The following is a 26,827-nucleotide window of genomic DNA, read 5'->3' on the forward strand; positions in this document are numbered from 1 at the left end:
GCCATCTCAACGAGGATTATTTTATGATGAAAATGGCTCCTTCCCTGATCGCCATCGCTATGGCCACCATGGGTGCAACTGCAGCTCACGCCGCTGACGACATCTACTTCGGCGCCGGTGTTGGTGCAACTCACTTCAACGGTCTGAACAAGATCGAAGGCGTGAACGTTGGCGAAGAAGATGCGGCTGCTGCCAATGCCTTCGTTGGTTACAACTTCAACGAATACTTCGGTTCCGAGCTGGGCTACCAGTACACCGGCCGTGGCAACACCGACGGCAACCGTTACGAGAGCCAGGGTGCCACCCTGTCTGGTATCGCTCGTCTGCCGCTGGGCAACGATTTCTCCCTGTTCGGTGAAGCTGGCGCCTACTGGGGCCACACCGACGGTCTGGGCACCAGCGATACCAAAGTATCCCCGCTGGCCGGTGCCGGTGTGACCTACAAGGTCAACGACGCGCTGGATCTGCAAGCTCGCTACCGCTACATGTGGGACGTGGCTGACCTGCACGCCGACAACGTACGCTACAAGTCCAACCAGAGCGTTGCGACCCTGGAAGCCGTTTACCACCCGTTCCGTACTTCCTACGTAGCGCCTGCTCCGGCCCCGGTTGTTGAAGAAGCACCGGCCCCGGCTCCGCAAATCGTTGAGAAGAACTTCGCCCTGAACTCCGACGTGCTGTTCGCCTTTGGCAAAGACAGCCTGAAGGCCGAAGGTGTGCAAGCCCTGAACGCTCTGTACCAGCAAATCGTTGAGTTCCAGCCGAAAGACGGCAACGCCGTTGTTGTTGGTTACACCGACCGTATCGGTTCCGACGCTTACAACCAGAAGCTGTCTGAAGCTCGTGCCCGCACCGTTGCCAACTTCCTGGTCAGCAAGGGTATGGCTGCCAGCAAGGTTGCCATCGAAGGTCGCGGCGAAGCCAACCCGGTCACCGGCACCAAGTGTGACGGCGTCAAGGCCAAGGCTCAGCTGATCTCCTGCCTGGCTCCGGACCGTCGCGTAGAAGTTCGCGTATCCGGCGTACAAGAAGTTCAAAAGTAATCTGACTTCGCTCAGGTAACGTAAAAAAGGGGATGCCACGGCATCCCCTTTTGCTGTCTCTCTCCTCCCCCCAGCGACACTCTCTGTCTCACCTTTTCTCCCCTTTACCCCCGTATTGCGGCCCCGCGACACCGGTGTCGGCGCTGCATATCTGTGCAGAAACTTGATCACGCTGATTCAAAAGAATACAGTAGCAACGCTTGTAAGACATTGGATGAACTATTAAAAGTGCTCAGTGCCCGGTTAGTTGTCCATGGAGAAACAGCTTCATGAGAATCCAGGTTTCCATCCATTTTTTATCAAGCCGTCCGTGATCCGCTCACGGTGTCGCACATGAAGTGTCATCTGCGACCGGTATAACAAAGAGTGCGCAGTACGCCCATAGCACGGCAACTCAACGAGGATAAAACGATGAAAATGAAAATGGCACCAACCCTGATTGCTCTGGCCATTGCAGCCATGGGAACCACCACAGCTCAGGCGGCCGACGACTGGTACACGGGTATGGGTGCAGGTTGGGCCTATGGCCACGACCTGGATACCTTCGGCCAGGATGCTGACAAGGACGCCACCGCGCTCTCCCTGTTCGGCGGTTACAACTTCACCGAGAACTTTGCCGCCGAGCTCGGCTATCTCTATGCCGGCAAGGCTGGCGTCGATGGCGTCGACTTCAAAACCCAGGGTGCCACCCTGTCCGGTATCGCACGCCTGCCCATGAATGACATCTTCTCCGTCTTCGCCGAAGGGGGTGCCTACTTCAACCACGTCAACGGCAACGGCCAGAGCGACAACGGCACCTCGCCGCTGGCGGGTCTGGGTCTGACTGCCAAGCTCTCCGACCTTATCGACCTGCAGGCCCGCTACCGCTACATGTGGGATCTGGGTGACGATCAGAAAACCTGGAAAACCGACATGAGCGTCGCCACTCTGGAACTGGTGATGCACCCGAACCGCACCACCTATGTGGCACCGGCCCCGGCACCGGCTCCCGAGCCGGTTCCCGAGCCCGTCATGGTCGACAAGAACTTCTCCCTGAGCTCGGACGTGCTGTTTGCCTTCGGCAAATCCACCCTGAAGCCGGAAGGGGCTGCTGCGCTCAACACCCTGTATCAGCAGATCGTCGACGTCCAGCCGAAAGATGGCAGCGCCGTGGTGGTGGGTTACACCGACCGCATCGGCTCCGATGCCTACAACCTGAAGCTGTCTGAAGCCCGTGCCCGCACCGTGGCCGACTTCCTGGTTGGCAAGGGTCTGCCGGCTGGCAAGGTATCCATAGAAGGTCGTGGTGAAGCCAACCCGGTCACCGGCACCCAGTGTGACGGTATCAAGGCCAAGGCTCAGCTGATCGCCTGCCTGGCACCGGATCGCCGCGTCGAAGTGCGCGTCACCGGCGTACAGGAAGTGCAGCAATAAGGGGACAACCACCTGTTGCAAAAAGGGGCCATTCCGGCCCCTTTTTTAATGCCCGGACGGCACCGCCAGCGCGGGCAGCCCACCAGCCTGTCTCACCGATTTTCCATACAGATGCGTCACTTAAATGGTTAATGCGCTCACATCGCCTATACATAATGTTGGCTATACATAGCAAAGGGCTGGGAGCCCTATAACACCCAACATCGACGAGGATACGCGATGAACATAAGACTGAAACCTGTGTGGATTGCATTGGCATTGGCGACGAGTGCCGCCCAGGCGGCACCTGTTCACGACTGGTATGTGGGGGCTGGAGGTGGCTGGGCCTTTGCCCATGACATCGATGATTTCAGCAAGGACGTCGGCAAGGACGCGACCGCCATCAACGCATTTGTCGGCTACAACTACAACGAGAACCTGGGGACCGAACTCGGTTACCTCTCCACCGGTGACTGGGATATCGCCGGCCAGGACTTCAACAGCAAGGGGGCCACCCTGTCGGTCATTGGCCGTTTGCCGCTCGGGGACATCTTCTCTGTCTTTGCCGAAGGGGGCGGTTATCTCTATCACGTCGACTCCGTCAACGGGGGAGATGACAACCTGGCTCCCCTGGCGGGTCTGGGACTGACCGCCAGACTGAGCGACTGGGTAGACATCCAGACCCGCTACCGCTACATGGTGCGAGTCGGGGACGATCCTGACAACGACAAGGTGGGCAGCGGGACCAAACGCTGGGTCAGCGACATCAGTACCGCCACCATCGAGCTGGTGCTTCACCCCAATCGCACCGTCGCCGCAGTGCCGGTGACCGCGCCTCTGGTCGTGGCACCGCCGCCCCCGGCTCCCGAGCCGGTGGATCAGACCTTCAACCTGAGTTCGGATGTGCTGTTTGCCTTTGGCAAGGCGGAGCTCAAACCGGAGGGGATGCAGGCACTCGACGCCCTCTACCAGCAGATCGTCGACGTCAAACCCAAGGATGGCAACGCCGTGGTGATGGGCTACACCGACCGCATCGGCTCGGATGCCAACAACCAGGCACTGTCGGAGGCCCGTGCAAGCACGGTCGCCAACTTCCTGATTGGCAAGGGGCTGCCCGCAGACAAGGTGAGCATCCAGGGCAACGGCGAGAGCAACCCGGTCACCGGCACCCAGTGTGATGCCATCAAGGCCAGGGCCGCCCTCATCGACTGCCTGGCCCCGGATCGCCGGGTCGAAATCCGGGTCACCGGCGTCAGCAATCCTGCCGAGCCCGCCCCCGCCGAGCAACCGGCACAATAACCTCCTCTTCCTTCACAGCCGTGCACAAAAAAGGGATGCCGAGGCATCCCTTCTACATGTCTGTCCCCTTGGGATCAGAAGGAAGTACGACGATAGCGGCGGTACTCGGGGCGCCAGAAGTTCGCCTCGATGGCCTGATCGATCACATCATCGGGGGTCTGCACCGCCTTGCCCTGCAACATGGCGGTCTTGGCCACCATCTTGGCGATGTAGCGGGAGACCTGATGGATGTCCGCCAGATCCGGCAGCAAGGAGCCCTCTTCCCCCTTCACCAGGGGTGAACAATCCGCCAGGGCACGGCTGGCCGACATCAGCATGGCATCGGTCACCCGGTTGGCACCGGAGGCGATCACCCCAAGGCCGATCCCCGGGAAAATGAAGGAGTTGTTGCACTGGGCGATGACGTAGCGCTTGCCCTTGTACTCCACCGGTGCGAACGGGCTGCCGGTGGCGACCAGCACCTGGCCGTCGGTCCAGCGAATGAGATCCGCCGGGGTGGCTTCCACCCGGGAAGTGGGGTTGGAGAGCGGGAAGATGATGGGACGGGCACAGTGTTTGTGCATGGTCTTGACCACCTCTTCGGTGAAGAGGCCGGGCTGGCCGGAGACCCCGATCAGGATGTCCGGGCGACCGTGCTCCATCACCTCCAGCAGGGAGATGTTGTCCCCCACCGGCCACTCCTTGATCCGCTCGACCGGCTGGGAGAGCTTGCGCTGGAAGTCGAGCTGGTTGGGGATCTTGTCGGTGATGAGACCGAATCGGTCCACCATGAAGACCCGGCCCCGCGCCTCGGCGTCGGTCAGCCCTTCGGCCTTCATCTGCGCCACGATCTGCTCGGCGATGCCACACCCGGCACTGCCCGCCCCGAGGAAGGCGACCCGCTTCTCGGAGAGTTTGGCACCGGAGGCCTTGCAGGCGGCGATGAGGCTGCCCAGGGTCACCGCGGCGGTCCCCTGAATGTCATCGTTGAAGCAGCACAGCTCATCCTTGTAGCGGTTGAGCAGCGGGGTGGCATTGCCCTGGGCGAAATCCTCGAACTGCAGCAGGATGTCCGGCCAGCGGCGCTTGACCGCCTGGATGAAGGCATCGACGAACTCGTCGTACTCTTCGCCGGAGATGCGCGGATGGCGCCACCCCATGTAGAAGGGGTCGTTCAGCAGCTGCTGGTTGTTGGTGCCCACGTCCAGCACCACCGGCAGGCAGTAGGCCGGGGAGATGCCGCCACAGGCGGTGTAGAGGGAGAGCTTGCCGATGGGAATGCCCATGCCGCCGATGCCCTGATCCCCGAGGCCCAGGATGCGTTCGCCATCGGTGACCACGATCACCTTGACGTTCTGCTTGGTGGCGTTTTGCAGCATGTCATCGATCCTGTCCTTGTCCGGATAGGAGATGAAGAGGCCACGGGCGCGGCGATAGATGTTGGAGAACTCCTCGCACGCCTTGCCGACCGTCGGGGTGTAGATGACCGGCAGCATTTCGGTGAGGTGGTTGTTCAGCAGGCGGTAGAACAACGTTTCGTTGGTATCCTGGATGTTGCGCAAATAGATGTGCTTGTCCATGTCGTTGCCAAACGCCATAAACTGGCGATAGGCACGCTCTGCCTGCTCTTCGATGGTTTCGATGTTCTGGGGCAGCAGACCCTCCAGATTGAAGCTGCTGCGTTCTTCGCTGGTGAAGGCGCTGCCCTTGTTGAGCAACGGCGTCTCCAGCAGGGCTGGACCTGCGTAGGGAATGTAGAGGGGACGTTTCTGATTATTATCTTCAAACATGGATCTGTACCTTGACTGTGTGGCCCGTCGATCCTATGGGCTTGAGCCAACAATTTCAAAGGGTTTGCACCTCCCTTGCGAAAGGTTTGCGACCCAGTCGACGAAAGGCCCCCGGAGTCTGACCCGTCAGACGGCGAAAACGGTTGGCAAAGTTGGCGCCGTCGCTGTATCCGACCCGGGCCGCCAGCTCGGCCAGCGGCCAGTTGGTGTAGAGCAGCAACTGGCGCGCCTTGTTCATGCGAAGCCCGGTGAGCCAGGCCATGGGGCCCATGCCGAACACCTGCTGGCAGAGCCGGTGCAGATGGGGCACCGAGCAGGCCATCTGGTCGGCCAACAGGGCCACGCTCCAGGGCTCGTCCAGACGTGCCTCCACCCGCCGAAACAGCGCCTGTAGCCGCAACTCCGGCGTGCCGCGCACCTCCCCCTGCAGGGTCCGCTCCAAGAGCGCCAGCAGCAGGCTCAGCAGCTGGGGCTGGAGTGGCGAACGTATTCCCTCCCCCTGCATCAGGCTGAGCAGGTGGTAGAGCTGCTCCCCCTCCTCCCCCTGCCAGATGCGATGGCCAAGCCGGTGCAGATGCTGCCAGCGCGGCACGTCGTCCAGCAGGATCCAGCTGGTATGCCAGGCTTCCCCCACCAGCCTGAGGCCCCCCGGCACGGCGGCCGGGAGAAAGACCAGGGCTCCTGCCGGGATGGGCTGCTCCCCGCCATCGGTGAGCAGGGCGCCCCCCTCGTCATGGCTCACCATCAGGATGTGAAACTCCGGTCGGTTGCGGCGGATAAGGTAGTGCTCCCGTATCGTCGAGAGGCCGGTCAGGAAGACGCCCGCCTCCCCAAGCAGGGGCAGCCCTTCGCGTCCCAGCATCCGCTCTTCGCAGGCCGGGGCGATTTCCAGACACTCGCTGATAAATGGCATAGCACCTCAACAGGATAGTTTTGCACAAGAAAGCCGAGAGAGGCTCACAGTGAAGCCTCCCGATATCACCCCTATCATACCCACGACAAACCCTGATTTTTACCAACCCGGTTAACATAAATGAATTATTGGCAAGCGATTTTAAAACAAACCACCGATCGCGAGTTCATGACGCGACTGTGGCGACTGGCCCTGCCGGTTTCGCTGCAATCCATGATGTTCTCCCTGCTCGGCCTCATCGACATCATGATGGTGAGCCAGCTCGGCACCACGGCTGTGGCGGCGGTCGGCTTGGGCAACCGGGTCTTCTTCTTCAATCTGCTGGTGATAGCGGGGCTCTCGGGCGGGGTCTCGGTGTTGGCGGCACAATATTTCGGCCGTGGCGAGATGGCCGGGGTGCGCCGCTCCCTGGCCCTGGCCCTGGTGGGCGCCCTGGCGGTGAGCCTGCCCTTTGCCCTCGTCTATGTGCTCTCACCGGGCAGCGTGCTCGGGTTTGCCAGCCAGGAGCCCGCGCTGCGCGCGCTGGCCGACGAGTTCCTGATGATCACCGGCGCCACCATCCTCTGCACCGCCGTGGTGGTGCCCCTGGAGTCGGCCCTGCGCTCGGTGGGCAATGCCGCGGCGCCGACCCGCATCGGCATCATCGCCATCATCGCCAACGTCATCCTCAACTATGCCCTCATCTTCGGCCATTTCGGCGCCGACGCCATGGGAGTAGCCGGTTCCGCCTGGGGCACCACCCTTTCGCGCCTGCTCCAGACCGCGCTGCTGCTTGCCTATGTGTGGCGTGCCGAGCCCCGTCTCATCCCGCGCAAGCAAGACTGGCTCGCCGCCTTCAGGCGCAAGGAGGTGGTGCGCTTCACCCTGATCGCCCTGCCGCTGTTGCTGCACGACGGGCTCTGGGCCTTCGGCATGCTGCTCTACGGCTTCCTCTACGCGCACCTCGGCACCGACGCCCTGGCCATCATGACCACCCTCGGCACGCTGGAGAGCATCCTCATCTCCCTCTTCTTCGGGCTGGCGGTGGCCTGCTCCACCCTGCTCGGTCACCGGCTCGGGGCCGAGGAGTATGACGAGGCCTGGCAACACTCCCAGCTCTTCCTGCTGCTGGCCCCCGTCGGCGCGCTGCTGGTGGGGACCGCCGTCTGGCTGATGCAGGGCAGCCTGCTGCAATGGGTCGGCAACCTGCCGGGCGAGCTGATGACTGAGGCCGGCCAGGTGCTCGCCATCATGTGTCTGGGCATGCTGCTCAAGGTGTTCAACATGGTGGGGATCGTCGGGGTGCTGCGCTCGGGGGGGGACGTCAACTACAGCATCTTCATCGACATCGTCGGCATGTGGTGCATCGGCCTGCCGCTGGCCTGGGTGGCGGTCAGCCTGCTGGGCTGGCCCCTCTCCTGGGTGGTGGCCGTGGTCCTGCTGGAGGAGTTCTCCAAGGTGCTGCTGGTGCAGCGCCGCATTCGCCAGCGCCGCTGGCTGCGCAATCTGGTGCTGGGATAAGGGAAGAGCGCAAAGCGGGAAAATGCGGGGTCATATCAATGACAGAAAATCCCGCTTTGCAGTATGCTGGCCCCCTCTTCAATCAGAGGCGGGGTGCGCCGGCCATGCCGACCCTTGTGCCCCTGCCCAGTAGTCGTTTAAGGAGACGAGCATGCAACCACAAAAAGAGCGGATCACCGAGACTGCCCTGCTGGAGATGGCCAACAAGATCATTCGTGAACACGAGGACTTCATCCACGGCATGCGCGCCGACTCGGTGGAGCAGAAGGGGGACATTCTGGTGTTCAAGGGGGAGTTCTTCCTGGCAGAGGACGGCACCCCGACCGGCAAGACCATGGCGGTGTTCAACATGTTCAAGCTGCTGGCCCAGCAGCTCTCCGGCAAATACACCCTGGCCTGACGCCAGCCCCGTCATCACCGGATGCCGCCCTCAGGCGGCATCCGTTTTTGTGCGCCCTGCATCGCCCGCGGGTTTCCCTGCCTCGGCCACCACGCAGTTGCGACCCGCCATCTTGGCCATGTAGAGGCACTCGTCCGCCCGGTTGAGCAGATCCTCCACCCCCTCGCCACGCTGGGCCAGGGTCAGACCGATGCTCACCGTCACCTCCAGCAGCTCGTCGGAGGTGGGGCTTTTCACCAACCTCGCCTCCACCGCGACCCGCAGCCGCTCCGCCACCCGCTTGGCCTGTGCCAGATCCGTGCAACCGGGCAACAGGATGGCAAACTCCTCCCCGCCGTAACGCCCGAGCACCATGCCGGGCTCCAGCTGCTCCGACAGGGTGGCCGCCACCTCCTTGAGCACCGCATCCCCCGCCAGATGGCCGAAGGTGTCGTTGATGCGCTTGAAGCGGTCCAGATCCAGCAGCAGCACCGCGAAGGGGGCCTGTTTGCGGATCATGGCGGCCCTCGCCTTCTCGAGCTGCTTCATCAGCAGGCGGCGGTTCATCATGCCGGTCAGCTCGTCCGTGGTGGATTCCCGATAGAGTTGCAGCAGCATGTTGAGCTGGCCGCACTGCACCCAGGCGCTGGCGATGGCAAAGAGCCCCAGCAGCCAGACCTGGTTGAGGGTCTGCACGCTCCAGAGAGGCTGGCCCACCAGCAACCAGTTGCCCGCCAGCATGGTGGCCAGAATGCCCCCCGCCAGTTGCAGGCTGAGGGAGAGGGGAATGGGGAAGATGGCGAACAGACTGATGAGCAGATAGGGGAAGGCCATGTAGCCCGCCTGCATCTCCTGATCCGCGCCAAAGCTGTGCAGGCAGATGAGGGAGAAGAGCATCATCACCGCCATCAGGTAACCGAGCGCCAGCTTCATGCGCTCGCGCTTGAAGTGGATGAGATAGGAGAGGGGGATGAGGGGCGAGAGGGCCAGCAGGCAGAAGATCCTGACCTGGAACAGCGCCTCGAACTGGATGGCTGGCAGGGTCAGCCAGTCCACCAGGGCCCAGCTCGGGAGCCCCGCCATCAGCAGACAGGTGAGCAGCCGCAGCCGCACCGTCATGAAGCCCATCCGGGTCAGGGTAAAATCTTCGGAGTGGGCGCGGGCACTCCAGAACTCCGACAGCTTCAGCATCCAGAGTCTCCATCTTCGAACCGAGGGCTCATTCTACACCGTCCCCATCCTGATGCATCAGCCTCCCTCCCCTTTGTGAGGGATCGGTTTCACACAAACCGGCGGATCTTAATCGCCACAGGAAAACGTTTCAACCCATCAGGAAATAAACGAGTTTGCGCTCAATTAGCGCTGGAAAGCGCGATGCCAATCACTAAAATAGCGCCCAATTTTCTCCCCTCCCCCCACACATTCGAGGTATTTATGGAACAGGCTGCCGCCCCAAGCGCCATCCGAGAGGCCCATCCCCCCAGGCGAGCCCACAGCGAACTGGTCTACGGCATCGAGGATGTCCCCCCCCTGCCCCAGACCCTGTTCGCCGCCCTGCAGCATATGCTCGCCATGTTTGTCGCCATCATCACCCCGCCCCTCATCATCGCCAATGCCCTCGGCCTCCCCGCCGACGACACCCGCTACATCGTCTCCATGTCCCTGGTCATGTCCGGCATCGCCTCCTTCATCCAGACCCGCCGTTTCGGCCCCCTCGGTTCCGGCCTGCTCTCGGTACAGGGCACCAGTTTCAACTTCCTCGGTCCCATCATCGCCTCCGGCCTCGCCCTCAAGCAGGCGGCCATGCCCACCGAGGATCTGCTGGGCACCCTGTTCGGCACCATGCTGGCAGCGGCCCTCACCATCGTCGTCATGAGCCGCTTCCTGCACCTGGTCAAACGGATCATCACCCCGCTGGTGACCGGCATTGTGGTATTGCTCATCGGCCTGACCCTCATCAAGGTAGGGCTCATCAGCATGGGGGGCGGCTATGGCGCCCTGGCGGACGGCAGCTTCGCCAGCCACACCAACCTCTTTCTCTCCCTGCTGGTGCTCGGCCTCATCGTGCTGATGCAGCGCAGTCGCAACCCCTGGCTGCGCCTCTCCGCCATCATGATCGCCATGCTGGCGGGCTATGCGGTGGCACTGCTGCTGGGCAAAGTGAGCGCCCCCACCTTCGACGGCCCCCTGCTGATGGTCCCTGTTCCGCTCCACTACGGACTCGGCTTTGACTGGCAGCTGTTCGTGCCGCTCGCCATCATCTTCGTGGTGACGGCGCTGGAAGCCATCGGCGACATGACCGCCACCTCCGACATCTCCGGCGAGCCGCTGGAAGGGCCGGTCTACATGGCGCGGATCAAGGGGGGCGTGCTGGCCGATGGCGCCAACTCCATGCTGGCGGCGGTCTTCTCCACCTTCCCCATGTCCACCTTCGCCCAGAACAACGGCGTCATCCAGCTGACCGGGGTGGCCAGCCGCCATGTCGGCCTCTTCATCGCCGCCATGCTGGCCCTGCTCGGCCTGTTCCCGGCGGTGGCGAGCCTGGTGCAACAAATACCTGAACCCGTGCTCGGCGGCGCCACCATCGTCATGTTCGGCACCATCGCCGCCGCCGGGGTGCGCATCATCTCCCGGGAGGAGCTGGACCGCCGCGCCCTGATGATCCTAGCGGTGTCGCTCGCCATGGGTCTCGGAGTGGCCCAGGTGCCCGAGGTGCTGCAACACCTGCCGGAGCTGGCCAGGAGCGTGCTCTCCTACGGCGTCGCCACCGGCGGCCTCACCGCCATCCTGCTCAATCTGCTGCTGCCCAGGCGCGCCGCCCCCCGGGCCTGAGGCCCCGCCATCCTTGCACCAAAGCCCCGCCACGCGGGGCTTTACCTTGTTTGCCCCCGCGCGTACTGTGCTTGGCAGCCTCTGCCAAAGGATGCCTTTCATGCCTTATACCCTGCTGCCCCCGCCGCCCGCCCACCAGACACCCGACCAGATCTTGGCCGAGGAGCTGCGCTGGCTGCGGGAGTGCGCCGGTGACGGCGAGCCCAGAGCCCTCCTCTGGCAGGGCCCCCAATGCCTCATCGTCACCCGCAAGGACACCCGTTTGCCCCGCTGCCAGGCCGCCTGCGAGCAGCTTGCCGCCGAGGGCTGGCCGGTGTTCGTGCGCGACAGCGGCGGCACCGCCGTGCCCCACGGCGCCGGCATCCTCAACCTCTCCCTCATGCTGCCCCGCACCACCACGGATCTGGCCCACTACTACCGGCTGCTGGGGGCGCCCCTGCTCGCCCTGCTGGAGGAATACGGTCTTGCGGGCAGCTACGACTTCGTGCCCGGCTCGTTTTGCGACGGCCAGTACAACCTGGTGATCGGGGGGCGCAAGGTGACCGGCACCGCCCAGCGCTGGCTGGCGCCGGGCTGGGATCACGACGGCGCCGTGCTGGCCCAGGCCATGCTGCTGGTGGCGGGGGATGTGGACGAGGGCACCCTGATGGCGAGCCGCTTCTACGAACTGGCCGGGGGCGAGCTGCGCTTTGCTCGGGGCACCTCCACCACCCTGGCCCACGCCATTGGCTGGCAGGGGGAGGAGGCGGCCCTGGTGAGCCGGGTGAGCAGGGCGCTGGCGCAGCGGCTCACCGGAGATATTCCCTCCCCCTGACCCCCTGGGGGCAACAAGCGCCGCCATTCATTGCGTAAAATGCAAAAAAGCCACGATGAGCGTCGTGGCTTTTGCGTATTTCGCACAGATATTGTCAGAGGAGCCGGGATCAAGCCCCGGGTTTTGCCATCCCAGCCCGGATCCCGGTTGACACCATGGACAGGAGCCAGGTGACAGGACTTCCCGCAGGCCCGCTTCTCATCAGGCCGTCTGCGGCTCGGGCTCGGATTCCGTATCCCGGTCGCGGCTGAAGTAGGCGCGGGTCTCGGCAATCACCACGTGGCGCAGGCCGATGAGGCCGATGAGGTTGGGCACCGCCATCAGGCCGTTGACGATGTCGGCCAAGAGCCAGATCAGGTCCAGATGGAGGAAGGCACCGCTCGCCACCAGCACCAGATAGATGAGGCGGTAGGGTTTGATCGCCTTCACCCCGAACAGGTACTCGGTGCAGCGCTCGCCGTAGTAGTTCCAGCCAAGGATGGTGGTAAAGGCGAAGAACAGGAGGCCGATGCTCACCAGATACTGGCCCACATGGGCATCCAACCCCTGGGTAAAGGCCAGACTGGTCATGGCCGCACCGCTTGCATCGCCGCTCCACACCCCGGTCACCACCAGCGTCAGGCCGGTCATGGTACAGATGATGAGGGTGTCGATGAAGGTGCCGGTCATGGAGACCAGCCCCTGCTCCACGCAGGAATCGGTCTTGGCCGCCGCCGCCGCGATGGGGGCCGAACCCAGGCCCGACTCGTTGGAGAAGACCCCGCGCGCCACCCCGGACTGGATCGCCAGCATAATGCCGGCGCCGACGAAACCGCCGGTGGCCGCATGGCCGGTGAAGGCGCTTCCGATCACCAGCATGACCGCATCGGGCAGGGCGCCTGCATTGTTCACCAGCACCCCGGCACAGGCGACAATGTAGAAGATGGCCATGAAGGGCACCACCTTGCTCGACACGCTGGAGATGGACTGAATACCCCCCAGGGTCACCAGCGCCACGATCAGGGTCAGCACCACGGCGGTCACTTCACGGGGTACCGAGAAGGAGAGGCTCATGGCATCACTGATGGCGTTGACCTGGGGGAAGGTACCGATGCCGAAGAAGGCAACGCCGATGCCGAACAGGGCAAACAGCTTGGCGAGCGGCCTGGAGCCGAGCCCCTTCTCCAGATAGTACATGGGGCCACCCGCCATCTGGCCATTGGCATCCTGCTGGCGATATTTCACCGCCAGCAGGCACTCGGCGTACTTGGTGGCCATGCCGAACAGGGCGGCCATCCACATCCAGAACAGGGCGCCCGGGCCGCCGAGCTTGATGGCGGTGGCGACCCCGACGATGTTGCCGGTGCCGATGGTGGCGGAGAGGGCGGTGCACAGGGCACCAAAGCTGGAGACATCCCCCTGCTTGCCCTGCCCCTGATCGCGGCCAAAGACCAGCTTGAGGGCCAGCGGCAAACGCACGATCTGAAGCAGACCCAATCGCCAGGTGAGATAGATACCGGTCCCGACCAGCAGGATCAGCAGGGGGGGACCCCAGATAAAGCTATCGATGGCGGCGAGCGCCGATTGAATTGATGACATGCATCCTCCTTAAAAAACAACGATTAAGGAGGAGAAGGATGATCTTCCCATAGGTGTCGCGATCGGCCAGAGGCGATCGGATGCGGGCCAAGCCCAGGTACAACCATCCCATCCCCTCTGTCCTTTTGCCTGAGAGTTTCCGGCGCCAGATTGCGATGCAATCACGGTGCCTTGCTCCTTCGGCGCCCGATTCAACGGGTCTCTCCAGAGTATCGTCCAGTAGCAGTCCACACCGGTTGCCCGGTACCTGAAAGATTCACTTCTTCGGTGGATGGTTGCCCATCGCTCTCCTGCTACCTTCATCCGAACTAGTTTGGATCAGGAAGCGGGCATGGTAATCCAAAAAGTGTGAGCTGTCTCGCACTCCCTGGCCCCGGCGCCCCCTTTTTATCTGGCCGCAACCCCCAGGCCTGATGTTATTAGTTCGTTAACTATCAACAGCTTATCAAGCTCCCTTCGGAGGTGCTCCCCATCACGGCCCTGATCGCTCCCCGTATCAAGAGCCTGTTTCGTCTCGACCAGAAAAACTTGCCGACATATCCAATCAAAATGCTTGCACACAAACTCAATAAGCCGATAATCCCGCGCATAACTAAGCACTTTGCAAGGGAGTTATGCAATGTGCCTGGTGGGTCCCTCCGGACCGCTCGCCTGAGCCGGCCGTCGCCGGTTCAATCGCTTATGGCTTGGGCATATCACGCCCCCTAAGGACTATCAAAAGAGAATGAACGAGACCCTGGTCGCACAAGATTACCGTCAGTTGGTTGAACAATTCGGCTCCCCCCTGCTGCTGCTCGACAAGGCAGCCGTCCGCAAACAGTATCGGGCCCTGGCGGCCGCCCTGCCCGATGTGCGCTTGCATTATGCACTCAAGCCCCTGCCCCACGAGGCGGTGGTCTCTGTCTTGAAGGAAGAGGGGGCCTGTTTCGATCTGGCCACCAATGGCGAAGTGGATCTGGTGCGCAGCCAAGGGGTTCGCCCGGGACGCTGCATCCATACCCATCCCATCAAGCGTGACAGCGACATCCGTTATGCTCTGGAATTCGGCTGCACCGTGTTTGTCTATGACAACCCGCTGGAGCTGGAAAAGTTCCTGCCCTACAAGGATGAAGTGAAACTGCTGCTGCGGGTCAGCTTCCCCAACCCCGAGACCAAGGTCGATCTCTCCAAGAAGTTCGGCTGCACCCCGGAGCAGGCACTGCCGTTGCTGCAACTGGCCCAGGCCAAGGGGATCAAGGTGATGGGGCTGTCGTTCCACGTCGGCTCCCAGGTACCCCACGCCCGTCGCCACGTGCAGGCCATCGACGCCTGCCGCGAGATCATGGAGCAGGCCTGGGAGCTCGGACTCAAGCCCTGGGTGCTGGACATCGGCGGCGGCTTCCCGGTGGACTATGACGGCGGCGAGTTTGACATCGACGGTTTCTGCGCCCCGATCCGCGAAGCCCTGGCCAAGCTGCCCGCCACGGTGCAGAAGATTGCAGAGCCGGGCCGCTTCATCAGCGCGCCGGCCATGACCTCGGTCTCCAGCGTGATGGGCAAGGCCCACCGCGGCGACAAGATCTGGTACTACCTGGATGACGGTCTCTACGGCAGTTACAACGGCCAGCTCTACGACCACGTCACCTACCCGGTGAGCACGCCCTATGCCCACGGCGAACTGCACAACGCGGTGCTCTCCGGCCCCACCTGCGACAGCGTGGACGTCATCCGCGACAGCATCATGCTGCCGGATCTCGAGATCGGCGAGCTGGTGGTGGGTCGGGTGATGGGGGCCTACACCTGGGCCTCCGCGTCCACCTTCAACTTCTTCCCCAAGGCGAGCATCCTGATCCTGGACAGCGCCCAGAAGCAGAAGCTGGTTGCCGTGGCCTGAGACCAGGCCCCGCGCACAAAAAAGAGGGGACGCCGCGGCGTCCCCTCTTTCATTTCATCACCAGACTAGATGAACTGGCTCGTCAGCAGCCAGCCGGTGTAGGCGACGAAGCAGGCGAGCAGCACGCCCCCCTCCAGCCGGTTGATGCGCCCCTGCCCCTTGCGGCCCAGACACATCACCAGCAGCAACAGGGTCAGCCCCATCATGATGCTCCAGTCACGGGAAAGCACTTCGGGCGCCACCTCGAGCGGGTGGATGCCGGCGGCGATGCCCACCACGGCCAGGGTGTTGAACAGGTTGGAACCCAGCACGTTGCCAAGGGCCAGATCGTGCTCGTTCTTGCGAATGGCGATGAGGGACGATGCCAGCTCCGGCAGGGAGGTCCCCACCGCGACTATGGTCAGGCCAATCACCAGATCGCTGATGCCAAAGCCCTGGGCGATGGTCACCGCCCCCCACACCAGCAGACGGGAAGCCCCGATCAGCAGCACCAGGCCGACGATGAGCCAGAGGATGGCGCTCTTGAGAGACATGCCCTCGGAGACGATGTCCTCCTCGATATCTGTATCCAGCGCATCCCCCTTGCCGTTCATGCCGGCCCAGATGGACCAGCCCATCAGCACTGCGAACACGGCCCCCAGAATGGCGGCATCCATCCGGCCCAGATTGCCGTCGATGAGCAGGGCGCCGGAGAGCAGGGTGATGCCGAGCAGGATGGGGATCTCCTTGCGCACCACCTGGGAGGCGACGGCGATGGGGCTGATCAGGGCGGTCAGACCCAGGATCAGGGCAATATTGGTGATGTTGGAGCCATAGGCATTGCCGAGCGCGAGCCCGGGATTGCCCTGGGAGGCCGCCAGCGCGGAGACCACCATCTCGGGGGCCGAGGTACCAAAACCGATGATCACCATGCCGATCAGCAGCGGCGGCATACCGGCGTAACGGGCGGTGGCGGCGGCGCCGTCCACGAACTTGTCGGCACTCCAGACCAGCAACGCCAGTCCGGCAATCAGGGCAACAAAAGCCAGGGTCATATTGTTCTATCTCATCCACGGCAAACACGAGAGCCAGGCAAGTTGCCTGGCTCCATCCAAACGCGGCCTCAGTGTAACGGGGCCGCTTGCTATTTCAAGGTGTAATCAAACACCGATTAATCTTTCACAGCGCCGCCAGCAGGCTCTGGGCATCCGACACCTCGAACTTGCCCGGCGCCTCCACGAAGAGCCGCTCCACCACACCATCGTTGGCGATGAGGGCAAAACGCTGGGCCCGCACGCCGCCGAAGGCCCCGGTCTCCTTGGCCAGACCCAGTGCCCGGGTCCAGCTGCCGTCACCGTCCGCCAGCATGGTGATGGCAGAGGCGTTCTGGGCCTCTTGCCACGCCTTCATCACGAAGGCGTCGTTGACCGACAGACAGCACAGTTCCACCCCCTTGGCCTTGAACTGATCGGCCAGGACCACGTAGCCCGGCAGGTGAGCGTTGGAGCAAGTGGGAGTAAAGGCGCCGGGCACCGCAAACAGCACCACCCGCTTGCCGCCAAACAGGCTTTGGCTATCCCGCTGCTGCTTGCCCTCGGCGGTGATGAAGGTGAATTCGCCCGCAGGCAGGGATTGACCTACCGTGATCATGATGACGCATCCTTCTGTGGTTCAAAGAGGCCCAGTCTACCCCATTCCACCAAAAGGCGAAGGGGTCCATCGAGCAGCAACCAAGCGATCGGGGAGCGAACGCCTGTCGCCCCTATTTCTGGCCTGATGGCAGGCGCCTTGCCTGCCAGGTGGCGATGGCGAGCAGGGAGTCGGGCGTGAACTCGTCCGCCCGATCGGCTATCTCGCCCAGGCTCATCCAGTGCACCTCGCTCACCTCTTCGGCCTGCAGTTGCAGCGGCCCCTGATAGTGACAGCTGAACAAGCCGCCCCAGACCCGGTAGCGGCTGCCGCTCGCCTCCCCTTCGGCATAGAAGGTGCCGTAATCCTGCAGGGGCACGTCGCGGATCCCCAGCTCCTCGGCCAGCTCCCGCCGGGCGGAAAGGGCCATGGCCTCCCCCGTGGTCACCACGCCACCGGCGCAGGCATCCAGCATGCCGGGGCAAAAATCCTTGCTCGGGGTGCGCCGCTGCACCAGGATGCGCTCAGCCTCATCCAGCACCAGGATGTAGCTGGCACGATGACGCAGGTTTTCCTGACGCACCCTGGCGCGCTCGGCCACCCCGATCACCCTGTCCTGCTCGTCTACTATGTCCACCCACTCCACGTGCGGCACCTTTGTCATGTCTGCAATGGCCGCAGTATATCGGGCCCCGGACCCGGACTCTCACTACTTTTTCAACGCCGGGGCTGCACGCCAGTCGATCACAAGACAGATTCATACAAATCTTTATCAAGTGTCACATCAGTGTCACGGTCCGTCGGCATAGTGTGCCCTGTCCAAACAACAGGGTCTCTTGCCATGAAGGTGTTCAAGCAGTGGTCTCCCCGTCGAATTGCTCGCTATATCAAGAGCTTCCATCATGGAAGTTTCATGGTTGAAGCACTGGGGCGGTTTGAGTTTCAAGGGGGGATCATCAATGTGAAGCCGTTGAGCTGTCATCAGGCGCTGAGCCTGGCCCGGCAGATCAACCTGGCCGTGCGCGATCTGCGTACCACCACCCTGTTGCCGGGCTGACATACTCCTTTCTGTCTGTCGTCGACTTCCATGTACACATTTGCCCGCCGCTCATTCGAGCGTGCGGGCTGTTTTTCTGAAGGTTGTGCCCTGCCTCAGTGCTGCAGGATCTGGGAGAGGAAGAGCTTGGTCCGATCGGACTGGGGGTTGTCAAAGAACTGATCCGGCACGTTCTCTTCGATGATTTGCCCCCGGTCCATGAAGATCACCCTGTCCGCCACCTGCTTGGCAAACCCCATCTCGTGGGTGACACAGAGCATGGTCATCCCCTCGTGGGCCAGTTCCACCATCACATCCAGCACCTCCCGCACCATCTCGGGATCCAGCGCAGACGTCGGCTCGTCAAACAGCATGACCTGGGGATTCATGCACAGACTGCGAGCGATGGCGACCCGCTGCTGCTGGCCACCGGAGAGCTGCCCCGGATACTTGAGCGCCTGTTCGGGGATCCGCACCCGGCGCAGGAAGTTCATGGCGATCTCCTCGGCCTCCTTGCGCGGCAACTGCTTGACCCAGATGGGCGCCAGGCAACAGTTCTCCAGCACGGTCAGATGGGGGAAGAGGTTGAAGTGCTGGAACACCATGCCCACCTCCCGGCGCACCGTCTCGATGTTCTTGAGATCGGAGGTCAGGGCCGTGCCCTTGACCAGGATGTCTCCGCTCTGGTGCTCTTCCAGCCGGTTGATGCAGCGGATCATGGTGGACTTGCCCGACCCCGATGGTCCGCAGATGACGATCTTCTCCCCTCTGCCCACCTGCAGGTTGATGTTGCGCAGCACGTGAAACTCACCGTACCACTTGTTGACCTCTTTCAGTTCGACAACTGCGTCCGTTTTCATATCAGAACGACTCCTAATGCTTGTGGCCCGTGTTGAGTTTGCGCTCCAGATAGATGGAGTAGCGGGACATGCCAAAACAGAACATCCAGAAGATCATGGCGATAAAGACATAAGCTTCGGTGGAATACCCCAGCCAGGCCGGATCCGCCAGGGCCACCTTGGAGATGGCCAGCAGATCGAACAGCCCGATGATCAGCACCAGGCTGGTGTCCTTGAACAGGGAAATAAAGGTGTTCACCAGGGAAGGAATGGTGATCTTGAGGGCCTGGGGCATGATGATGAGGCCCATCACCTTCCAGTAGGAGAGCCCGAGGGCATCCCCCGCTTCGTATTGCCCCTTGGGGATCGCCTGCAGCCCCCCTCTCACCACCTCGGCCACATAGGCCGCCTGGAACAGGATGATGCCGATGAGCGCCCGCAGCAGCTTGTCGAGCTCCACCTCGGTACTCATGAACAGTGGCAGCATGACGGACGCCATGAAGAGCACAGTAATGAGCGGCACCGCCCGCCAGAACTCGATGTAGACGGTACAGAGGCTGGAGATGACCGGCATGTGGGAGCGACGCCCCAGTGCCAGCAGGATGCCGAACGGCAGTGCGACCACTATGCCCACCACCGCCAGCACCAAGGTGAGCATCAGCCCGCCCCAGCGGTTCGTTTCCACCACCTCCAGCCCCGCTCCCCCATGGATGAGGAAGAAGGCGATGACAGGGAACACCAGCAGGGTGAAGAGCGCCAGCCACCCCTTGCGCGGGGTTTTTGGCCAGATGAGCAAGGCCAGCAGCGCCGCCAGACCGGCGAAGGTCAGGTTGATGCGCCAGTACTGATCGGCCGGGTAGAAGCCATAGAGATACTGCCCCAGCCGGCTCTCGATGAAGATCCAGCAAGCACCGCCCTGGACGCAGGCCTCGCGACTGCTCCCCTGCCAGGTGGCAGAGAACAGCGCCCAGTCCAGTGCAGACCAGATGAGTGGCAGCAACAGATAGGCCAGCACCAGGGTCAGCAGGCCGTTCCACCAGTTGGGGAAAAGGTTCTGCCTGATCCAGGCGAGCGGCCCCCGACGGTGGTTGGGAGGCGGCAGCGCCTCCTGCAATTCATTCACGAACATGACAGCTCCCTAGCGCTCAACCAACGTCATTCTGCGGTTGTAGATGTTCATCAGCACCGAGGTGGTGATACTGATGACGAGATAGACCCCCATGGTCATGGCGATGACCTCGATGGCCTGCCCTGTCTGGTTGAGAGTCGTCCCCATGAACACCGAGACCAGATCCGGGTAGCCGATGGCGGTCGCCAGGGAGGAGTTCTTGGTAAGGTTCAGATACTGGCTGGTCAAGGGAGGAATGATGACCCGCATGGCCTGGGGAATGATCACCAGCCGCAGCGTCTTGGTGGGCGAGAGCCCGAGGGCGGAAGCCGCCTCAGTCTGCCCCTTGCTGATGGCCAGGATGCCGGATCGCACTATCTCGGCGATGAAGGCCGCCGTATAGATGGTGAGCGCCAGCAAGAGGGCCGCGAGCTCCGGCAGCACCGTCAGCCCCCCCCGGAAGTTGAACCCCTGCAGCGCAGGCACGCTCCAGCTAAGCGGGCTGCCCGCCAGCAGGAAGGTGATCCCCGGGAGCAGAATGACCAGGGCGGCCACACAGCGCCAGAACGGGAAGATCCTGCCGGTCAGGGCCTGACGGCGGCGAGCCCAGCGGCCCAGCCCCCAGCTCAGCAGCACCGCCAGCACCAGTGCCCAGAGCACGTAGCCAAATCCCTCTTCGAACAGGGGCTTGGGCAGATAGAAGCCCCGCACGTTGAGGAAGGCGAGCCCGCCTATATCCACGCTCTGACGCGGGGAAGGCAGGGTACGCAGCACCGAGAAGTACCAGAAGAAGATCTGCAGCAGCAGCGGGATGTTGCGAAACGTCTCTATGTAGACGGCCGCTATCTTGGCCACCAGCCAGTTGCGCGACAGGCGCGCGACCCCGAGTGCGAACCCGAGCAGGGTGGCAAACAGGATGCCGAGCACGGAGACCAGCAGGGTGTTGAGCAGGCCCACCACGAAGGTGCGACCGAAGGTATAGGTCTCGTCGTAGGGGATGAGGCTCTGCAAGATGCCGAAACCGGCCGTGTTGCCCAGAAAATCAAAGCCTGTGGTGATGCCACGGGTGGCCAGATTGGTCAGGGCATTGTTGACGATGTAGAACAGAAACCCGATAACCGCCGCGATGGCCAGGCACTGGAAGAACAGCGCCCGCACCTTGGCGTCATACCACCAGCGGCCCTGTTCTTTCCTATGGTTTGATGCGTGTAACGCCATGAGGATGACTCCGACAAAGCCAGGGATAACATGGGGGGCCAGGCCCCCCGGTGACTGTCGACTCAGCGGATGGGTGGCGCGTACATCAGACCGCCCTTGTTCCAGAGGGCATTGATGCCGCGATCAATCTTGAGGGGGGAGCCGGCACCGACGTTGCGATCGAAGGATTCACCGTAGTTGCCGACCTGTTTGACGATGTTGTAGGCCCATTTGTCATCCAGCCCCAGCACAGTCCCTTTGGGCTCTTCCAGCCCCAGCAGACGACGGATGTCAGGGTTGGTGGACTTGAGCATCTCGTCCACGTTGGCAGAGGTGACCCCGGCCTCCTCGGCATTGAGCATGGCGTTGAGGCTCCAGCGCACCACCTTGAACCACTGATCGTCACCCTGACGCACGGCTGGGCCCAGCGGCTCCTTGGAGATGACCTCCGGCAGCACCACGGCTTCCTCTGGCTTGGTGAGCTTGATCTTGAGGGCATAGAGCTGGGACTGATCCGAGGTCAGCACGTCACAGCGGCCAGCTTCGAAGCCCTTGACGGTCTGATCCGAGGTATCGAACACCACTGGGGTGTACTTCATGCCGCCATTGGCGCGGAAATAGTCAGCCAGGTTGAGCTCGGTGGTGGTGCCGGACTGGATACAGACGGCGGCACCGTCAAGCTCCTTGGCGCTCTTGACCCCGAGGGACTGCTTGACCAGGAACCCCTGCCCGTCGTAATAATTCACCCCTGCGAACGTGAGGCCCAACGACCCATCCCGGGTCAGGGTCCAGGTGGTGTTGCGCGAGAGCAGGTCCACCTCCCCGGACTGCAGGGCGGTAAAGCGCTCCTTGGCGGTGAGGGAGACATACTTGACCTTGCTGGCGTCCCCCAGTACCGCGGCGGCCACGGCGCGGCACACGTCCACGTCGAGCCCGGTCCAGGTACCCTTGGCATCCGGGTTGGAGAACCCGGGCAGGCCGTCACCGACCCCGCACTGCACGAATCCCTTCTTCTTGACGGCATCCAGCGTACCGTCCGCCCACGCATTGGCTGCCATCAGCGACAGCGCCATCACCATACCTGCCTTGTGTATCTGCTTCATGTCACTCTTCCCTGTGGTTTGATTCGAACAGGCATCAAAATCTAGCGAGATGCCATCGTTTCCCTGCTTTTTGGCAGCTTATCCAGCCGCAGAAAAACCTGTCAATCGGTGCAATCCGGCCCAACCATGGTGCAACAGAACAAAATATCTAAACGGGGGAATATGCACTCTCAGAATCAAAAGTAGACCCTTATTTGCCAAATAGCCTGCTGCTTAAAACCCTTCTTGGCATGAGGATTATTTTTCGAAAATAAATCGGCCGCACCGCATTGGGGCAGCCATTTCTGCTGACAACTGACTCATCAGATTCGGTTTTATACCAAAAGCACCAGAGTGAGGCAGCATGGCCCCATATGGAAAAATGGCAATAACAGGCAGGGAAAAGCAAATAAACAGGAGCTAAAAGGCAGGGAAATGGCGACCTCATCTCCCGCAGGCTGGGCTTCATAAGACCAGGAGGTCATCCTCCCCGTGGACCATCCGCAATGTCGGTGATGACGCCGTTTTCGACGGTGACAAACTGCATGAATTCCCGCTTGCCGAAGTTGTATGTCCAGCGCTCGGCATACTTGACCGTCACTCTCGCCCCGAAGCCGTTCTCCTCGAAGCGGGTGAGATCTTCCTTGAGCATCGGCTGGCCACAGCGAACCAGCAGCTCTGCCGTGGTGTCTCCCTCGGTCAGCAAGGCGTTCTTGCAACGCAGGGTACCTGCCTGCACAGGCAAGGCCGCCACCAGCAACAACCACAGAACAGGTTTCATTTTGCACTCCATTTGAACAGCATGGTTCCCAGCGAGATGCACACCAGGGCGAACACCATGACCTGGCCCAGAGGGCCTGCCACCTCCTGCCATCCCGCCCCTTCCAGCATCACGGCGCGGGCTGCTTCGATGATCTGGCTGAGGGGCAGCCTGGCCGCAAGCTGCTGCAGCCAGGCGGGCGCGCCTTCCAGCGAGAACCAGACACCGGATAAAAACATCATGGGCAAGCTGATGAGATTGAGCAAACCGCTCGCCAGCTCCTCGTTCTGCAGGCGGGCGGCGATGAGCAGGCCAAGGGAGGCCATGGCCGTTCCTCCCGCCAGGGCGATCACCAGCAGCAGCCACCCCGACCCGATGAGGGGCACATCCAGCAGCCAGTAGGCCGCGCAGAAGACCAGCAGGCTCACCACCAGGGTGATCAGCACCCGTGACAGCAACTGGGCGAAGAGAAACTCCAGCGCGCCGAGCGGCGTGGCTCGCAGCCGTTTCAGCACCCCGTTCTTGCGATAACGCACGATGACAAACCCGACCCCGAACAGGCCGGAGAACATCAGGTTCATGCCGATCACCCCGGGCAGCAGCCAGTCGCCGTAGCGGATGGCGCGCCCGCTCAGGGTCTCTCTTTGCAAGGGCACCTGCACCGCCTGGCGCAGCAGATACTCGGCCATGGCCCCCTGAGGAGCGTCCGGGTTTATCCAGTAACGCCCCCCGGCGGGTGAGAGCAGCAGGTCCAGCTGATGATGACGGACCTTGAGCTGGCCTCTCGACGCCTCGTCATAGGGGATGATCTTGAGCAGCGGCACGGCGCGCAGCGGGGCATAGGTTGCGGGTAGTTCCCCCACCACCCCGATCTGCACCAGCGGTTTGGGCGGGCCGGAGAAGATGAGGGAGAAGCCGATGACCAGCAGGAGCGGGAAAAGCAGGTTCCACACCAGGGCCGCGCGATCGCGCACGAACTCGAGGGTGCGGGCATAGAAGAGCGCCCCGATGCGCTTGAGGGATCCCTTCATCGTCCACTCCCGGGATTGCATGTCGGCAAGGCGTACCGCAGTATGGAGGCCACGGTCAGACAGAACTCGGTCATCCCTCTCATGCGCCGCTCCGCAGGCTGTGGCCGGTCAGGTTCAGGAAGAGATCTTCCAGATTGGGGGAGCGCACCTGCATGCCGGTGAGCGGCACACCAAGATCCAGCAAGGCTGGCAGCAGGGTCGCCACGTCGGAGCAACAGAGCTCCACCTGATCGCCGACCGGACGCAGGGGATAGCCGAGCCCAGCCAGGGCCGGGTGACCCCCAAGACGCACCAGTACGCCGTCGAAGTGTTGCGCCAGCAAGGCAGCCGGCGTATCCAGACTGAGCAGGTGGCCGTGATCGACGATGGCAATCAAATCGCACAGCTGCTGCGCTTCGTCCATGTAGTGGGTGGTGAGCACCACCGTCTTGCCCTGGGCCTTGATCGCCTCTATTCGCTGCCAGAAGTGGTGGCGCGCCTGGGGATCCAGTCCTGTGGTGGGCTCATCCAGAAACAGCAGTTCGGGATCCCCGAGCAGGGCCAGGGCCAGCAGCAGGCGCTGACGCTGGCCCCCCGAGAGCTTGCGACTGTCCCTGTCGATGAACTCGCCCAAGGCGCACAGATCGATGAGCAGCTCCCGTGACAAGGGATTGGGGTAGAGGCTGGCGAACAGACGCAGGGTATCGCGCACCGTCAGGAAATCCTGCAGCGCCGTGTGCTGGAACTGGATGCCGATGCGGGAGCGATAATCCGGGCCGCGCGGGGCGCCGTGAAACAGGATCCGGCCGCTGTCCGGGGTGAGGATCCCCTCCAGCAGCTCGATGGTCGTGGTCTTGCCCGCCCCGTTCGGGCCGAGCAGGCCGAAACAACTGCCGGCGGGAATGGCAAAGCTGAGCCCGTCCACCGCCTTGACGCCGGGGAAGTGCTTGACGAGATCGACGACCTCGATGATGGCTGCCATGGCGTGTCTCCCTCACATGGCCGGAATGGACGACGCTCTGACTATATCCAAATCCCCGCCGAAGGCACATGGCCCGTTTGGGCGCCCAAAAACAAACGGCGACCCCAGGGTCGCCGTTTGCATCACACCAGCCGGATCACAGGATGTCCAGCAGCTCCACTTCGAATACCAGAGCGGAGTACGGCGGGATGGAGCCGGCGCCACGGGCACCGTAGGCCAGATCCTGCGGAATGTAGAGCTTCCACTTGGAGCCAACCGGCATCATCTGCAGCGCTTCCACCCAACCGGCGATCACGCCGGTCACCGGGAACTCGGCCGGTTGGCCGCGCGCAACGGAGCTGTCGAACACGCCACCGTGGGTGAATGTACCGTGGTAGTGCACGCGCACGGACTGACCGGCAACCGGCACGGCGCCATTGCCTTCGACCATGACTTCATATTGCAGACCGGAGTCGGTGGTCTTCACTTCGGCGCGCTTGGCGTTGTCGGCCAGGAAGGCTTCGCCTTCGGCGGCAGCGGCCTTGGCGGCAGCTTCCTGCTCTTCCTGCATGCGGGCGGTGATGACCTGGAAGGCATCGTTGATATCGTCACGGCTGACCGCGAACTCCAGACCGTTCAGGGCATCTGCCAGACCTTGTTGCAGGGCCGGGATATCCAGACCGGCGAAGGCTTGCTGAGCCAGTTGGTCGCCCATGTTGCGGCCGATGCCGTAGCTGGCCTTCTGTTCGATAGAGTCGTATTGGGACATTGAGAGGTTGCTCCGGGTCCTGATGGTAAAAGAGACGGGATGATAACAGACTTTTTTGCACCGTGCTGCCAAGACGCCCCTCAATTGCCCGCCGGTGGGAGACGCCTCACATCGGCCCCCTCATCCCCGCCCCTTCTCCCGCAAGGGGAGAAGGGAGCAAAACAGGGCACCATGCCGCCGCACAGTCTGTATCAGGCCCTGTCCAGCAGTGCCCTCACCGCCGCGACCTTGGCGCCGTCGGTGATGTTGACCCGGCCGTCGTTAGAGGTGCCCATGTTGTCGTCACAGAGAGGGGCACCATGGCGCCGCACGGTCTGCATCAGGCCTTGTCCAGCAGTGCCCGCACCGCTGCGACCTTGGCGCCGTCGGTGATATTGACCCGGCCATCGTCAGAGGTGCCCATGTTCACACCATGGGGCACCATGCCGCCGCGCCAGCCCATGCCGGACATGTGCACTTCATTGACGCCGGTGAATTCGATGATGGTGCGCACGTTGTCGGCGTTGACCCCGGCCCCCGGCATCAGGCTGGCCCGTCCCGCCAGCGCCTGGTGCATGGCCTGCAGGGTTTCGAGCCCCGCCAGCGCGGTCGGCGCATGGCCGGAGCTCAGAATGCGCTCGCAACCCGCCGCGACGATCGTCTCGAGATCCAGCCGCCAGTCGGAGGAGAGATCGATGGCCCGGTGGAAGGTGACGCCGAGCGGCCCCGCCGCCTCGACCAGTTGCCGGAGCTTGCCTTCGGGTACCCGTCCATCTTCATCCAGCAGACCGACCACCACCCCTTGCAGGCCGGCGGCACGTGCGGCGGCGATATCCTGCAGCATGATGTCGAACTCCCCCTCGCCAAAACAGAAATCCCCGGCACGGGGCCGGATCATGGCGTAGACGGGGATGGTGGCGTGGCGCGCCACCTGCTGCATGAAACCATAGGAGGGAGTGAGGCCACCCAGCCCCAGCGCAGAGCAGAGCTCGATGCGATCGGCGCCGGCCGCCTGGGCGGTGAACAGGGATTCGAGGTTGTCGATACAGATTTCAAGACGGGTCATGATGACTCCTTGTTCGGGGA

At 62.6% G+C, this 26,827-nt stretch carries 26 protein-coding genes and 1 riboswitch; of the genes, 9 read left to right on the forward strand and 17 right to left on the reverse strand.

Features of this window, described 5'->3' with window-relative positions:
• Window positions 1-23 precede the first annotated feature (23 nt).
• From ompA (ACVDHI_RS02355) to ACVDHI_RS02365, 3 genes are all read left to right on the forward strand, one after another.
• On the forward strand, window positions 24-1,043 hold the full coding sequence (ompA, locus tag ACVDHI_RS02355; RefSeq protein WP_010673501.1) for a porin OmpA: 1,020 nt from the start codon (window positions 24-26) through the stop codon (window positions 1,041-1,043).
• 411 nt (window positions 1,044-1,454) lie between these two features.
• Window positions 1,455-2,456: a porin OmpA gene (gene ompA, locus ACVDHI_RS02360; RefSeq protein ID WP_039039303.1), complete on the forward strand. Its 1,002-nt coding sequence runs from the start codon at window positions 1,455-1,457 to the stop codon at window positions 2,454-2,456.
• 219 nt (window positions 2,457-2,675) lie between these two features.
• Entirely contained in the window at window positions 2,676-3,734 is a 1,059-nt protein-coding gene (locus ACVDHI_RS02365) for an OmpA family protein (RefSeq protein WP_447211643.1), read from the forward strand.
• 74 nt (window positions 3,735-3,808) lie between these two features.
• Here ACVDHI_RS02365 and ACVDHI_RS02370 read toward each other — a convergent pair whose 3' ends face one another.
• Complete coding sequence (locus tag ACVDHI_RS02370; protein ID WP_039039301.1) at window positions 3,809-5,503, reverse strand: NAD-dependent malic enzyme; 1,695 nt, start codon at window positions 5,501-5,503, stop codon at window positions 3,809-3,811.
• A 55-nt stretch (window positions 5,504-5,558) separates the two neighbouring features.
• The gene (locus ACVDHI_RS02375; protein ID WP_041213342.1) at window positions 5,559-6,416 is read right to left on the reverse strand and encodes a helix-turn-helix transcriptional regulator; all 858 of its coding nucleotides are present in this window, start codon (window positions 6,414-6,416) and stop codon (window positions 5,559-5,561) included.
• A gap of 120 nt (window positions 6,417-6,536) precedes the next feature.
• Between ACVDHI_RS02375 and ACVDHI_RS02380 the strand changes: the two genes are divergently transcribed.
• Complete coding sequence (locus tag ACVDHI_RS02380) at window positions 6,537-7,916, forward strand: MATE family efflux transporter (RefSeq protein WP_447211644.1); 1,380 nt, start codon at window positions 6,537-6,539, stop codon at window positions 7,914-7,916.
• Between the two features lie 151 nt (window positions 7,917-8,067).
• Window positions 8,068-8,316: a YciN family protein gene (locus ACVDHI_RS02385; protein WP_010673495.1), complete on the forward strand. Its 249-nt coding sequence runs from the start codon at window positions 8,068-8,070 to the stop codon at window positions 8,314-8,316.
• 30 nt (window positions 8,317-8,346) lie between these two features.
• Here ACVDHI_RS02385 and ACVDHI_RS02390 read toward each other — a convergent pair whose 3' ends face one another.
• The gene (locus ACVDHI_RS02390; RefSeq protein ID WP_010673494.1) at window positions 8,347-9,486 is read right to left on the reverse strand and encodes a GGDEF domain-containing protein; all 1,140 of its coding nucleotides are present in this window, start codon (window positions 9,484-9,486) and stop codon (window positions 8,347-8,349) included.
• Between the two features lie 243 nt (window positions 9,487-9,729).
• Here ACVDHI_RS02390 and ACVDHI_RS02395 point away from each other — a divergent pair, with 243 nt between their 5' ends.
• Window positions 9,730-11,127 carry a nucleobase:cation symporter-2 family protein gene (locus ACVDHI_RS02395; protein WP_447211645.1) on the forward strand — a complete coding sequence of 466 codons (1,398 nt, stop codon included), beginning with the start codon at window positions 9,730-9,732 and terminating at the stop codon, window positions 11,125-11,127.
• Between the two features lie 100 nt (window positions 11,128-11,227).
• Complete coding sequence (locus ACVDHI_RS02400) at window positions 11,228-11,941, forward strand: lipoyl protein ligase domain-containing protein (RefSeq protein WP_447211646.1); 714 nt, start codon at window positions 11,228-11,230, stop codon at window positions 11,939-11,941.
• Window positions 11,942-12,142: 201 nt separating this feature from the next.
• Here the strand turns inward: ACVDHI_RS02400 and ACVDHI_RS02405 are convergent, their stop codons facing one another.
• The gene (locus ACVDHI_RS02405; protein ID WP_216944513.1) at window positions 12,143-13,519 is read right to left on the reverse strand and encodes an alanine/glycine:cation symporter family protein; all 1,377 of its coding nucleotides are present in this window, start codon (window positions 13,517-13,519) and stop codon (window positions 12,143-12,145) included.
• 107 nt (window positions 13,520-13,626) lie between these two features.
• Window positions 13,627-13,737, reverse strand: a riboswitch (glycine riboswitch).
• A 506-nt stretch (window positions 13,738-14,243) separates the two neighbouring features.
• Here ACVDHI_RS02405 and ACVDHI_RS02410 point away from each other — a divergent pair.
• Window positions 14,244-15,392, forward strand: coding sequence for a type III PLP-dependent enzyme (locus ACVDHI_RS02410; RefSeq protein WP_010673490.1), 1,149 nt, complete (start codon window positions 14,244-14,246; stop codon window positions 15,390-15,392).
• Between the two features lie 65 nt (window positions 15,393-15,457).
• Here the strand turns inward: ACVDHI_RS02410 and ACVDHI_RS02415 are convergent, their stop codons facing one another.
• From ACVDHI_RS02415 to yfcD, 3 genes are all read right to left on the reverse strand, one after another.
• Entirely contained in the window at window positions 15,458-16,426 is a 969-nt protein-coding gene (locus tag ACVDHI_RS02415; RefSeq protein WP_447211647.1) for a calcium/sodium antiporter, read from the reverse strand.
• Window positions 16,427-16,550: 124 nt separating this feature from the next.
• Window positions 16,551-17,021, reverse strand: a complete 471-nt coding sequence (locus ACVDHI_RS02420; protein WP_041214721.1) for a peroxiredoxin — start codon at window positions 17,019-17,021, stop codon at window positions 16,551-16,553.
• Between the two features lie 112 nt (window positions 17,022-17,133).
• Window positions 17,134-17,664: an NUDIX hydrolase YfcD gene (gene yfcD, locus ACVDHI_RS02425; RefSeq protein WP_080767893.1), complete on the reverse strand. Its 531-nt coding sequence runs from the start codon at window positions 17,662-17,664 to the stop codon at window positions 17,134-17,136.
• Window positions 17,665-17,841: 177 nt separating this feature from the next.
• On the opposite strand from yfcD, the gene ACVDHI_RS02430 reads away from it, so the two are divergent.
• Window positions 17,842-18,057, forward strand: coding sequence for a DUF1107 family protein (locus ACVDHI_RS02430; RefSeq protein WP_201925631.1), 216 nt, complete (start codon window positions 17,842-17,844; stop codon window positions 18,055-18,057).
• Between the two features lie 95 nt (window positions 18,058-18,152).
• Here the strand turns inward: ACVDHI_RS02430 and ACVDHI_RS02435 are convergent, their stop codons facing one another.
• From ACVDHI_RS02435 to ACVDHI_RS02480, 10 genes are all read right to left on the reverse strand, one after another.
• Window positions 18,153-18,896: an amino acid ABC transporter ATP-binding protein gene (locus ACVDHI_RS02435; RefSeq protein ID WP_010673485.1), complete on the reverse strand. Its 744-nt coding sequence runs from the start codon at window positions 18,894-18,896 to the stop codon at window positions 18,153-18,155.
• Between the two features lie 13 nt (window positions 18,897-18,909).
• A complete protein-coding gene (locus ACVDHI_RS02440) occupies window positions 18,910-20,004 on the reverse strand; it encodes an amino acid ABC transporter permease (RefSeq protein ID WP_010673484.1) in 1,095 nt (364 codons plus the stop codon).
• 9 nt (window positions 20,005-20,013) lie between these two features.
• A complete protein-coding gene (locus ACVDHI_RS02445; RefSeq protein WP_232091575.1) occupies window positions 20,014-21,201 on the reverse strand; it encodes an amino acid ABC transporter permease in 1,188 nt (395 codons plus the stop codon).
• A gap of 62 nt (window positions 21,202-21,263) precedes the next feature.
• The gene (locus tag ACVDHI_RS02450; protein WP_010673482.1) at window positions 21,264-22,283 is read right to left on the reverse strand and encodes an amino acid ABC transporter substrate-binding protein; all 1,020 of its coding nucleotides are present in this window, start codon (window positions 22,281-22,283) and stop codon (window positions 21,264-21,266) included.
• A 460-nt stretch (window positions 22,284-22,743) separates the two neighbouring features.
• Window positions 22,744-23,055 carry a DUF2845 domain-containing protein gene (locus tag ACVDHI_RS02455; RefSeq protein WP_029313965.1) on the reverse strand — a complete coding sequence of 104 codons (312 nt, stop codon included), beginning with the start codon at window positions 23,053-23,055 and terminating at the stop codon, window positions 22,744-22,746.
• Entirely contained in the window at window positions 23,040-24,053 is a 1,014-nt protein-coding gene (locus ACVDHI_RS02460; protein ID WP_042015022.1) for an ABC transporter permease, read from the reverse strand. Before ACVDHI_RS02460 ends, ACVDHI_RS02455 begins: the two co-directional genes overlap by 16 nt.
• Before the next feature lie 79 nt (window positions 24,054-24,132).
• Window positions 24,133-25,014 carry an ABC transporter ATP-binding protein gene (locus tag ACVDHI_RS02465; RefSeq protein WP_324018219.1) on the reverse strand — a complete coding sequence of 294 codons (882 nt, stop codon included), beginning with the start codon at window positions 25,012-25,014 and terminating at the stop codon, window positions 24,133-24,135.
• Window positions 25,015-25,150: 136 nt separating this feature from the next.
• The gene (locus ACVDHI_RS02470) at window positions 25,151-25,762 is read right to left on the reverse strand and encodes an FKBP-type peptidyl-prolyl cis-trans isomerase (RefSeq protein WP_010673478.1); all 612 of its coding nucleotides are present in this window, start codon (window positions 25,760-25,762) and stop codon (window positions 25,151-25,153) included.
• Window positions 25,763-25,953: 191 nt separating this feature from the next.
• On the reverse strand, window positions 25,954-26,082 hold the full coding sequence (locus ACVDHI_RS02475; RefSeq protein WP_372587721.1) for a hypothetical protein: 129 nt from the start codon (window positions 26,080-26,082) through the stop codon (window positions 25,954-25,956).
• A complete protein-coding gene (locus ACVDHI_RS02480; RefSeq protein ID WP_151028551.1) occupies window positions 26,082-26,807 on the reverse strand; it encodes a copper homeostasis protein CutC in 726 nt (241 codons plus the stop codon). The genes ACVDHI_RS02475 and ACVDHI_RS02480 overlap by 1 nt, the downstream gene beginning before the upstream one ends.
• Between the last annotated feature and the right edge of the window lie 20 nt (window positions 26,808-26,827).

The organism is Aeromonas sp. 25-248, assembly GCF_053005425.1.